At 69.6% G+C, this 11,054-nt stretch carries 9 protein-coding genes and 1 pseudogene; 5 read left to right on the plus strand and 5 right to left on the minus strand.

The features are described 5' to 3' along the window. The coding region (locus ACN675_RS25195; RefSeq protein ID WP_420753431.1) for a M23 family metallopeptidase at positions 1 to 666 on the plus strand (666 nt) is incomplete at its 5' end. 78 nt (positions 667 to 744) lie between these two features. Here ACN675_RS25195 and pcrA read toward each other — a convergent pair. Further along, a complete protein-coding gene (pcrA, locus tag ACN675_RS25200) occupies positions 745 to 3,183 on the minus strand; it encodes a DNA helicase PcrA (RefSeq protein ID WP_420753432.1) in 2,439 nt (812 codons plus the stop codon). 262 nt (positions 3,184 to 3,445) lie between these two features. On the opposite strand from pcrA, the gene ACN675_RS25205 reads away from it, so the two are divergent. Then, a complete protein-coding gene (locus ACN675_RS25205) occupies positions 3,446 to 3,745 on the plus strand; it encodes a chorismate mutase (protein ID WP_197255404.1) in 300 nt (99 codons plus the stop codon). Positions 3,746 to 3,800: 55 nt separating this feature from the next. Here ACN675_RS25205 and ACN675_RS25210 read toward each other — a convergent pair whose 3' ends face one another. Further along, the gene (locus tag ACN675_RS25210) at positions 3,801 to 5,252 is read right to left on the minus strand and encodes an NAD-dependent succinate-semialdehyde dehydrogenase (protein ID WP_420753433.1); all 1,452 of its coding nucleotides are present in this window, start codon (positions 5,250 to 5,252) and stop codon (positions 3,801 to 3,803) included. A 79-nt stretch (positions 5,253 to 5,331) separates the two neighbouring features. Between ACN675_RS25210 and pgi the strand changes: the two genes are divergently transcribed. Together pgi and ACN675_RS25220 are read left to right on the plus strand one after the other, a co-directional pair. Then, positions 5,332 to 6,972, plus strand: coding sequence for a glucose-6-phosphate isomerase (gene pgi / locus ACN675_RS25215; protein WP_420753434.1), 1,641 nt, complete (start codon positions 5,332 to 5,334; stop codon positions 6,970 to 6,972). Between the two features lie 72 nt (positions 6,973 to 7,044). Further along, positions 7,045 to 7,419 (plus strand): VOC family protein, encoded by a 375-nt coding sequence (locus ACN675_RS25220; RefSeq protein WP_420753435.1) that lies wholly within the window; start codon positions 7,045 to 7,047, stop codon positions 7,417 to 7,419. A 30-nt stretch (positions 7,420 to 7,449) separates the two neighbouring features. Here the strand turns inward: ACN675_RS25220 and ACN675_RS25225 are convergent, their stop codons facing one another. Genes ACN675_RS25225 through ACN675_RS25235 form a run of 3 tightly spaced genes read right to left on the minus strand, consistent with a single transcriptional unit; the run spans position 7,450 to position 10,520 of the window. Continuing rightward, a complete protein-coding gene (locus ACN675_RS25225; protein WP_420753436.1) occupies positions 7,450 to 8,241 on the minus strand; it encodes an FAD:protein FMN transferase in 792 nt (263 codons plus the stop codon). Between the two features lie 54 nt (positions 8,242 to 8,295). Beyond that, positions 8,296 to 9,924 (minus strand): acyl-CoA dehydrogenase family protein, encoded by a 1,629-nt coding sequence (locus ACN675_RS25230; protein ID WP_420753437.1) that lies wholly within the window; start codon positions 9,922 to 9,924, stop codon positions 8,296 to 8,298. Further along, complete coding sequence (locus ACN675_RS25235) at positions 9,921 to 10,520, minus strand: TetR/AcrR family transcriptional regulator (RefSeq protein WP_420753438.1); 600 nt, start codon at positions 10,518 to 10,520, stop codon at positions 9,921 to 9,923. The genes ACN675_RS25230 and ACN675_RS25235 overlap by 4 nt, the downstream gene beginning before the upstream one ends. A gap of 58 nt (positions 10,521 to 10,578) precedes the next feature. Here ACN675_RS25235 and ACN675_RS25240 point away from each other — a divergent pair. Further along, a pseudogene (locus ACN675_RS25240) lies at positions 10,579 to 11,054 on the plus strand (hypothetical protein); the annotation flags it as partial.

Raw genomic sequence — 11,054 nt, forward strand, 5'->3', positions numbered from 1 at the left:
GCAACGAACGGACCCTCTCAGGGGTCCGAGCACTCCGAGGTCGCACTCGCTGCGAACGAGTCCGATTCGAACGTCATCACCGCCACCGCGGTACCCCAGGCTTCCCAGTTCGCCGCGACCGCCTCGGACGGCGCTGCTCCGTCGCAGGCGCCGCAGGTCCTCAACATCGCGGACCCGAACGATCTCTCCCAGTTCTCGAACCTGCTCGCGAAGGGCCAGCGGTTCAGCGAGGAGCGCGCCGCCCGCGAGGCCGCCGCCCGTCGCCCGCTGTTCGTCCTCCCCGCCATCGGCACGTTCACCTCGAACTTCGGTGCCCGCTGGGGCACCCTGCACGCAGGCGTGGACATCGCCGGCCCGATCGGCACCCCGATCCTCGCGGTCGCCGACGGCGTCGTCATCGATTCCGGTCCCGCTTCCGGCTTCGGCCTGTGGGTCCGCCTGCAGCACGCCGACGGCACCGTCACCGTCTACGGACACGTCGACCAGACCCTGGTGAGCGTGGGCCAGCAGGTCATGGCGGGCGACCAGATCGCGACGATGGGCAACCGCGGCTTCTCGACCGGCCCGCACCTGCACTTCGAGGTGCATCTGAACGGCACCGACAAGATCGACCCGGTTCCGTGGCTCGCGACCCGCGGTATCAGCCTCGGCATCGAGCAGGACTGAACCAGCTCACCGGCGACGGTCGGCGGACCCCGCGCGGCGCCGGAACCCCGTTACCGGAGCCCCGGCGCTATCTCTCCCCTAGAGCTTGACCATCGGCACGCCGCCGACGAGCATCAGCCGCACCTTGCCGGCACTTCCGAAGTCGATGACGACCGTCGCGGTCGGTCCCGACCCCTTCGTCTCGAGCACCGTCCCGAGCCCGTACTTGTCGTGACTGACCCGGTCCCCCACCGCGAGCACCAGCTGGTTGTTGCGGGCGCGCGCGCTGCCGAACCCGCCGCCCGATCCGGAGCCGCCGCCGAAGCCCGACCCGCCGCCGAAACCGGATCCGGATCCGGATCCGACGCCGCCGTAGCCGCGTGAGCGTCCGGATCCGATGGCGTGACCGGCCGAACGAACCGGCTCCTCCCGCTTCCATTCGATGAGGTGCTGCGGAATCTCTTGCAGGAAACGCGATTCCGGGTTCGACACGGGCTGACCCCAGGACGAGCGCAGGACCGCGCGGCTGAGGTAGAGCCGGCGTCGGGCCCGCGTGATCCCCACGTACGCCAGGCGACGTTCCTCGGCCAGTTCGGCCGGGTCGCCGAGCGCGCGCATGTGCGGGAACTGCCCGTCCTCCCAGCCGGTGACGAACACGACCGGGAACTCCAGGCCCTTGGCGGTGTGCAGCGTCATCAGCGTCACGACGCCGTCGTCGTTCTCCGGGATCTGGTCCGCGTCGGCGACGAGCGAGACCTTCTCGAGGAAGGCGGGCAGCGATCCCGGTTCCGGATCGCCCTCGTCCCGCTCGATGTCCTCCAGGCCCGCGGCATTGCGCGCATCGGAGCTGAATTCCCTTGCCACGCTGACCAACTCGTTGAGGTTGTCGAGGCGGGCGCCGTCCTGCGGGTCGTCGCTCGCGGCGAGTTCCGCGCGGTAGCCGGTCCGTTCGAGGATCGCCTCCACCAGATCACCGAGGTCGACGAGTTCGTTTCCGTCCGAGTCGGTTTCGGTGAGCATCGCGCGCAGCCCGTCGAGTATCTCGGTGAACGCGGCAATTGCCTTCTGGGAACGCGTGTTCAACAACGCGACCTTGCCGGCGGCGGCGTCGGCCAGCGCCTGCCCGAAACCGATCCCGAGCCGCTCGGCGTGCACCGCGACGCACGCCTCGGCGCGGTCGCCGATGCCGCGGCGCGGGGTGTTGAGGATGCGGCGCAGACTCACCGTGTCGTCCGGGTTGGCAAGCACCTTCAGGTACGCGACCAGGTCGCGGACCTCCTTGCGCTCGTAGAAGCGCACCCCGCCGACGACCTTGTACGGCACGCCGTGGCGGATGAAGACGTCCTCGAGTGCCCGGGAGGAGTTGTTGGTGCGGTAGAAGACGGCGACGTCGGCGAACTTGATCTCCCCGGCGGCGGTGAGCCGATCGATCTCCGCGGCGACGAACTGCGCCTCGTCGTGTTCGTTGTCGGCGACATAGCCGACGATGAGATCGCCCTCGCCGGAATCGGTCCACAGCCGCTTCTCGCGGCGTCCGGTGTTGCGGGAGATGACGGAGTTGGCCGCCGACAGGATGTTCTGCGTGGACCGGTAGTTCTGCTCGAGCAGGATGGTCCGGGCATCCGGGTAGTCGCGCTCGAACTCCTCGATGTTGCGGATCGTCGCGCCGCGGAAGGCGTAGATGGACTGGTCCGCGTCGCCGACGACGCACAGTTCGCTCGGCGGCACCGGACTCCCGTCCCCGGCCTCACCGACGAGCGTGCGCACCAGCACGTACTGGGCGTGGTTGGTGTCCTGGTACTCGTCGACGAGCACGTGGCGGAACCGGCGCCGGTAGTACTCGGCGACCTGCGGATGCGCCTGCAACAGTGCGACCGTCTCGCCGATGAGGTCGTCGAAGTCGAAGGCGTTCGCCGACCGCAGCCGCTGCTGGTAGTGGGCGTACACGGTCGCGACGATGCGCGGCAGCTCCGCGGGGTCGCCGTCCGCGTCCGCGGCGGCCTCCTGCGGATCGATCAGCTCGTTCTTCAGGTTCGAGATCTGGGTGGCGAGCAGGCGCGCCGAGTACTTCTTGGTGTCGAGATCGAGATCCTTGGCGATCATCGTGAGCAACCGGCGCGAGTCGTCGGCGTCGTAGATCGTGAAGTTCGAGTTCATGCCGGGCAGCAGCGCCGACTGGGCCCGCAGGATCCGCACGCAGCTGGAGTGGAACGTCGAGACCCACATGCTGTTGGCGCGCGGCCCCACCAGCTGCGCGACGCGTTCGCGCATCTCGGCCGCGGCCTTGTTCGTGAACGTGATCGCCAGGATCTGACCGGCCGCGACACCGCGCTCGGCGAGCAGGTACGCGATCCGCCGGGTGAGCACCGCCGTCTTGCCGGAGCCGGCGCCGGCGACGATGAGCAGTGGACCACCGTCGTGGGTCACCGCTTCCCGCTGCTGGGGATTCAGGCCCGCGAGCAGCGAGTCGGACGAATCCGCACTCGCTCGCCGAGGTGAATCGGAGTCGGGGTGGCCGAAGGCAACGGGAGTGTTCATCGTCGTACCAAACTACCGGCGGACCCCGACAATCGCGTAGACGGGCGATCCGGACGTTCCGGCCAGGTCGCCCTTACTTGGCGACCGGAATCCACGGATGGCAGACTGGTTTGCATGTCATGTGACCGCTGTCGACCGGATGGACAGGATGCACTACGGTGTCGGTCCCAGCACCGACGCCTGACCGCACGGTCCTGATCCACCTCCGGCGGTAACGCCCACCGGTTCCGGAGCGATCCCAGTTCTGACGCGAGGAGATGACATGAGCACCAACATCGACGCTGCCACATCCGACTCTGCCGCCGACGTCCCCGCCAGCCAGGCGGAGATCGACGAACTTCGCAAGGAGATCGACCGACTCGACGCCGAGATTCTCGCCGCGGTCAAACGCCGCACCGAGGTCTCGCGAATCATCGGTCGCACCCGCATGGCTTCCGGCGGCACCCGTCTCGTCCACAGCCGTGAGATGAAGGTGCTCGAGCGGTTCAGCGATCTCGGCCAGGAGGGTCACACCCTGGCGATGCTGCTGCTCCGCCTCGGCCGCGGCCGACTCGGCCAGTAGTAGCCACAGCCGCCTGGACCGGTAGCCGCACGGCCTTCCGGCGGTAGCCGCCGGCCTACTCGAAGGCGATGTACTTGGTTTCGAGGTACTCCTCGATGCCTTCATGTCCGCCTTCCCGTCCGATCCCCGACGCCTTGACCCCGCCGAACGGCGCGGCCACGTCGGAGATCACCCCGCGGTTGACGCCGACCATGCCGGATTCGATCGCCTCGGAGACCCGCAGCGCACGGTCGAGGCTGCGCGTGTACATGTAGGCGGCCAGCCCGTATTCGGTGGCGTTGGCCGCGGCGATCGCTTCGTCCTCGGTGTCGAATCCGGCCACCGCCGCCACCGGCCCGAAGACCTCTTCCCGCAGGATCCGCGCGGACGTCGGGACGTCGTCGAGGACGGTCGCCGGGTAGAACCAGCCCGGCCCGTCCGGAGCCTTGCCACCGAGCCGCACCTGCGCACCGTTCGCGACCGCATCGTCGACGAGGGTGGTGACGGTGTCCTTCTGGGCGGCGTCGATGAGCGGCCCGAGCGTCGTGTCCGGGTCGGTGCCCGGTCCGAGCCGGTAGGCGGCCATCTTCTCGGTGAGTTTCGCGACGAACTCCTCACGCACGGAGTTCGCGACGTGGATACGGTTCGCGGCCGTGCAGGCCTCGCCGCCGTTGCGCAACTTCGCGGCGAGCGCGCCGTCGACCGCGGCGTCGAGATCGGCGTCGTCGAACACCAGGAACGGCGCGTTGCCGCCCAGTTCCATCGACGTGCGCAGCATCGCGTGCCCTGCCTTCTCGGCCAGGGCGCGGCCGACGCTCGTCGACCCGGTGAAGGTGAGCTTGCGCAGTCGCGGATCCTCGAGCAGCGGGCCGGTCACCGCACCCGCGCGGGAGGTCGGCAGCACCGAGAGCACGCCCTTCGGCAGGCCCACCTCCTCGAACACCCGGGCGAGCAGCAGCATCGTCAGCGGGGTCGCCGACGCCGGTTTGACGAGCATCGTGCAGCCTGCGGCCAGCGCCGGCCCGATCTTGCGGGTGCCCATGGCGAGCGGGAAGTTCCACGGCGTGATCGCCAGGCACGGGCCGACGGGTTGCTTCGTGACGAGAATGCGCCCGGTACCGGCCGGCGAATGGGTGTAGCGGCCCGCGATGCGGACCGCTTCCTCGGAGAACCAGCGCAGGAACTCGGCGCCGTAGCGGGCTTCGGCGCGGCTCTCCGGCAGCGCCTTGCCCATCTCCAGGCTCATCAGCAAGGTGAACTCCTCGGCGCGGGCGGTGACCGCCGCGAAGGCCGCGCGCAGCAACTCACCGCGTTCGCGGGGCGCGGTCGCCGCCCACTCCGGGCCGGCCGCGACCGCCGCGTCCAGCGCTCTGGCCGCGTCGGCGGGACTCGCGTCGGCGACCTCGGTGAGGACCTTCCCGGTCGCCGGGTCATGGACGGGGAAGGTCGCGCCGTTCTCCGCAGCGACCCAGTCGCCGCCGAGGAACAGATCGGTGGGCACGGTTCGCAGCATCTCCGAGATGTCCATGTCCCCATCATGCGCCGCCGCATGTCACATCTGTTTCCGACCGACCGGTAACTTCCGTTCCGCACTAGTCTCTGGAGACATGGAAAACGTGACGCGAACCGCCCCGTGGCAACAGCTCGCCGAGCATCGTGCGGAGATCGAGTCGCTGCACCTGCGCGAGTTGTTCGCGGCGGAACCGGACCGCGCCGAGGCGTTCACGCTCACCGCCGCCGACCTGTACATCGACTACAGCAAACACCTGATCACCGGCCGCACCCGCGAGTTACTGCTCGAATTGGCCCGCACGTGCGGGGTCGAAGCACACCGCGATCGGATGCTCGCCGGCGAGCACATCAACACCTCGGAGGACCGCGCGGTGCTGCACACGGCGCTGCGTCTTCCCCGCGAGGTGACGCTGAGCGTCGACGGCCAGGATGTCGTCGCCGACGTGCACGCGGTGCTCGACAGGATGGGTGAATTCACCGACCGGGTCCGGGACGGCCGATGGCGCGGCGCCACCGGGGAACGCATCACCACGGTCGTCAACATCGGCATCGGCGGCTCCGATCTGGGCCCGGTGATGGTGTATCGGGCGTTGCGGCACTACGTCGACGCCGGTGTCGAGGCCCGGTTCGTCTCCAACATCGATCCGGCGGATCTGACCCACAACCTGCAGGGTCTCGATCCGGCCCGGACGCTGTTCGTCGTTGCGTCCAAGACGTTCTCGACGCTCGAGACCCTGTCGAACGCGACCGCGGCGCGGCGCTGGCTGGTCGCGGCGCTCGGCGAGGACGCCGTCGCGAAGCACTTCGTCGCGGTGTCCACCCACAAGGAGCGGGTCGTCGAGTTCGGGATCGACCCGGAGAACATGTTCGGGTTCTGGGACTGGGTCGGCGGCCGGTATTCGGTGGGGTCGGCGATCGGCTTGTCGGTGATGGCCGCGATCGGCAAGGAGCGGTTCGCGGAACTGCTCGCCGGGTTCCATGCGATGGACACCCATTTCGCGACGGCGCCGCTCGAATCGAACGCGCCGGTGCTGCTCGGTCTGCTCGGTGTCTGGTACACCAGCTTCCTCGGGGCGCAGTCCCGCGCGGTGCTGCCCTACAGCAACGATCTGGTGCGGTTCCCCGCGTATCTGCAGCAGCTGACGATGGAGTCGAACGGCAAGTCGGTGCGCTCGGACGGCACCACGGTGGACTATCCGACCGGGGAGATCTTCTGGGGTGAGCCGGGCACCAACGGCCAGCACGCGTTCTACCAGCTCCTGCACCAGGGCACGCACCTGATCCCGGCGGACTTCATCGGCTTCGCCCGCCCCCTCGACGACCTGCCGACGATCGACGGCCGCGGCTCGATGCACGACGTGCTCATGTCGAACTTCTTCGCGCAGTCGACGGTGCTCGCGTTCGGCAAGTCCGCCGAGCAGATCCGCGCCGAAGGCACCGACGAGGCGCTGGTGCCGCACAAGGTGATGCCCGGCAACCGCCCGTCGACGACGGTCCTGGCGCCGTCGCTGACCCCCTCGATACTGGGTCAGCTGATCGCGCTGTACGAGCACGAGGTGTTCGTGCAGGGCGTGATCTGGGGTATCGATTCGTTCGACCAGTGGGGTGTGGAGCTCGGCAAGGCGCAGGCGCTGGCGCTGGAACCGGCGCTGACCGAGCCGGAAGAGCCTGCGTCGCTCGGTGATTCGTCGACGGACGCGCTGATCCGCGAGTACCGGCGGCTGCGCACGAGCTGACAATGGCCGCGGCATCTGCGAATTCGCTCATGCTGCAGGAGGAGCGAATTCCGAACCGGTAGACGAATTCGCATGCCGGACGATAATGGCGCGATGGCGAACCGCTGGGCCGGAGTGACGATCGACTGCGTCGATGTGCAGGGGATGGCCGCCTTCTGGAGCGCCCTGCTGGGCCGCCCCCAGGGACCGTCCGAACCCGGTTGGGTCTATCTCGGACGCCCTGACGACCCGCAGCCGCGCCTGGTCTTCCAACCCGTGCCCGAACCCAAGAGCGGCAAGGTGCGTCTGCATCTCGACGTCGCCGTCGACGACATCGATCAAGCGATAGCGCAGGTGATCGCGCTCGGCGGCCGGTCCACCGGCGAACGGCACGAGTACGACGAGGGGGTGGTGGTCGTCATGGCCGATCCCGAAGAGCACGAATTCTGTCTGATCCGGTACTTCTGACCGGCAGCCGTGCATTCGCGGCGACGACCGTCAGGCGGCGCGGGGATTCGACCACGTGGCGGTGGTGTGGATGTGGCCGTTCTCGTCGAACAGGCGGGCCGGCAGCCCGTACTGCTCGAGCCAGCGCATCGCCCCGAGACCGCGGCGCAGGGCGGTCGCACAGGCCGCGTCCGCCCACACCGCGTCCGCGGCGATGACGGTGACCTCACGCCACAGAGACTCCGCGGAGTCCCCCGCCGTGCGCGTCGACATGGCCGCACCGGCCGGGAGTTCGACGGTTCCGCCCCCGGGCAGGTCGATCTGCCAGCCGCCGGCCGGGCAGTTGCCGGCGGTGGCCATCGTCTCGCCCATCCGCACCAGGACTCCGCATTCGAGGTCGCGGGCCACCGCGGCGGCGGCCCGGTCGACGGTGTCGGCCTTCGCCGTCTCGCTGATGTCCAGGCTCACTCCGTACGGGGTGAGGACGGTCTCGCCGTCGAGTTGCACGTCGAGGTAGGTGGGGAGCGGGTGGATCGGCGCCGTGGAGTCCTCGTCGAGGTCGGAGTCGTCGGCCGACAGCGGATCGACGACGCCGCCGGTCATCCGGGCCGCCCACAACGCCGAGCGCAGCAGCACCGACAGTCGGGGGCTGACCTGCACCGGGATGCCCTGGGCGAGGTTGACGGCGTGGATCTCCGCGTCGCCGCGCTGCGGGTTGCAGGCCGCTTCGGACTCGATGACGATGTCCCGCACGATCCGCTCGGCATCGCGCAGCGCGTCGTACTCGGTCACGGCCAGCGTGACTCGTTCCCCCCACCCCCGCCATCTACTGAATCTGATCATGACGGGCTCCACGCACGTTCGATCCGGTGACGATGCCTACCAGTATGCCCCGGGTCACAGCCTGGCCAGAATCCCAGCGGTGTCGACACCGGTCGGCAGGGTGCCCAGCGCGATGCCCCAGTCGTGGTCGAGGCGGCTCGCGCAGAACGCGTCCGCCACCGCGGGATGGCCGTGGCGGACCAGTTGCGCACCCTGCAGGACCAGGGCCATGAGTTCGACGACACGCCGGGCCCGGTATTCGACGTTCTCGAGGTCGGCGAGTTCCTTGCCGACCCGGGAGATCGCGTCGTCGAGCCGGCGGTCGGCGCCCTCGGCGAGCCGGACCTCGGTGAAGAACGCCTCGACGGTGTCGGGTTGCTTGATCATGGCGCGCAGCGCATCGAGGGCGGCGACATTGCCGGATCCCTCCCAGATCGACATGAGCGGCGACTCCCGGAACAGCCGCGGCATGCCCGACTCCTCCGCGTAGCCGTTGCCGCCGAGGCATTCGAGGGCCTCGGCGGCGTGCGCCGGCGCCCGCTTGCACACCCAGTACTTGGTGACGGCGAGTGCGATGCGCCGCAGCGCCGCCTCCTGCGGGTCGCCCGAGGCACGGTCGGTGGCGCCGGCCAGCCGCATCATCATCGTCGTCGCCGCCTCGGATTCGACGACGAGATCGGCGAGCACGTTCCGCATGAGCGGCTGGTCGATCAGCAACGCGCCGAACGCTTTTCGGTGGCGCGCATGGTGCACTGCGCGCAGCGCGGCCATCCGTATTCCCATCGACGAACCGATGACGCAGTCGAGCCGGGTCATGTTGACCATCTCGATGATGGTCGCGACACCGCGCCCCTCGGGTCCGACGAGCCAGCCGGTCGCACCCTGGTATTCGATCTCCGAGGACGCGTTGGACTTGTTGCCGAGCTTGTCCTTGAGCCGCTGGATGTGGATGCGGTTGCGGGTGCCGTCGGGCAGCACGCGCGGCAACAGGAAACAGCTCGGCCCGTGTTCGGTCTGCGCGAGAGTCAGGAACAGATCCGACATCGGAGCCGAGGTGAACCACTTGTGTCCGATGATCGTGTGGCTGCTGTCGGCGTTCGGTGTCGCGGTGGTGGTGTTGGCGCGCACGTCGGAGCCGCCCTGCTTCTCCGTCATGGACATGCCCGCGATCAGCCCGCGCTTCGAACTCGGTTCGCGCAGGCCGAAGTCGTAGTGGGGTGCCGCGAGCAGCGGTTCGTAGCGTTCGGCGAGTTCGGGGTTGTGCCGCAGCGCGGGGATCGCCGCGTAGGTCATCGAGATCGGGCACATGTGCCCGGCGTCGGCCTGTCCCCACGTGTAGAACTTCGCGGCGCGGGCGACGTGGGCGCCCGGCCGCGGGTCACGCCAAGGCGCGCCGTGCAGTCCGTGTTCGACGGCGACGGTCATCAGGTCGTGCCAGTGCGGGTGGAACTCGACCTCGTCGATGCGGTTGCCGTACCGGTCGTGGGTGTGCAGGACGGGCGGGTACTCGTTGGCGAGACGGCCCCAGTCCTGGGCGCGGGCGCCGCCGGCGAGGACGCCGAGGGCGCGCACCTCGTCCTCGGCCCAGGCGGCGCCTTCACGGCGCAGTCCCTCGAGCAGCGACGCGTCGTCGGCGGCGTCGTAGGGCACGAGGTCGGGTACCTGGTTGAACACCTCGTGGGTGGGCGGGAAGGTCGGGGTCATCGTGGAACTCCCAATGCTCGGAGGGCGAATGCGGTGAGGTCGGGGACGGTGCCGGCCGCGGCGGCACCGATGTGCAGGGGGTCGGTGAGCACCTCGCCGACCGCACCGACGAGGGCGGCCGCGGCGAGGCCGGCGTCCTGCTCGGGGAACTCGCCGGTGCCGATGCCGTACCCGATCGCGTCGGCGAACGCGGCCGCGAACGCGCGGCGCAGCACGAGTCGTTCCGCGTCGAGCGCCGCGTCGACCGGTTCGGCGAGCAGGGTGTAGGCGAGCCGGGGATTGCGCAGCGCCCGCTGCGCGAAGGTCTCGACGATCGCGGCGACCTTCCCGGTGCCGGACCCGGCGGCGGAGGCCGCGGCGGTCACGGCCTCGACCTCGCGGGTGCACAGGTCGCGGAAGATCCGGACCATCAGCTCGGACTTGTCGGTGTAGTGACGGTAGACGGTGCCGGTGGCGACGCCGGCGCGTTCGGCGACGGCGGCGATGGACAGCGCGCGGTAGCCGTGCTCGGAGAGCAACGCGACCGCGGCGGCTGCGATCGCGGCGCGACGGTCTTCGAGGCGCTGCTCGACGGCAGCGGTCCGGCGGTAGGCCACGCAAGAATTGAACCTCAGTTCATCTCTTCGGTCAACGGTCGGCGCTACGGTCGAGGGTGTGAACCGGCTCAGCGTGGTGGACGAGATCTTCCTGCACCGGCACCGAGGATTCGGCCTGCCGGTGGTCATGCAGGGGCTGTGGCGCAGCGACGACACCGTCGACCTGCCGCTGTTGATCTCCCTGCACGACGCGCTCGCCGGCGGTCCGCTTGGCCGGCGGGTCGTGCGATCCCGCGTGCCCGGCGCACGCCCCCGATTCGAACCGAGTGTCGAATCGCGGCCGCTGCACTACCCGACCGCCCCGATCCCCGACGACGGCATCCTCGCGTGGGCGGACGCCCAGGCCGAGGTCGACGTCGACCCGGAGCGGCACCCGGGCTGGGCCCTGACGGCCGCTCCCCTCGCCGGCGGCGGCACCGTCGTCTCGCTCGTGTGCTCCCACGTGCTGGTCGACGCCCGCGGTCTGCTCGACGCCGTCACCGACGCACTCGCCGGCACGGTCGAAGCACCGAGCGCCGAGCGCACGTCGGATGT

Origin of the sequence: Rhodococcus sp. O3 (genome assembly GCF_048897285.1) — a bacterium.
In the GTDB taxonomy this organism is placed as follows: domain Bacteria; phylum Actinomycetota; class Actinomycetes; order Mycobacteriales; family Mycobacteriaceae; genus Rhodococcus.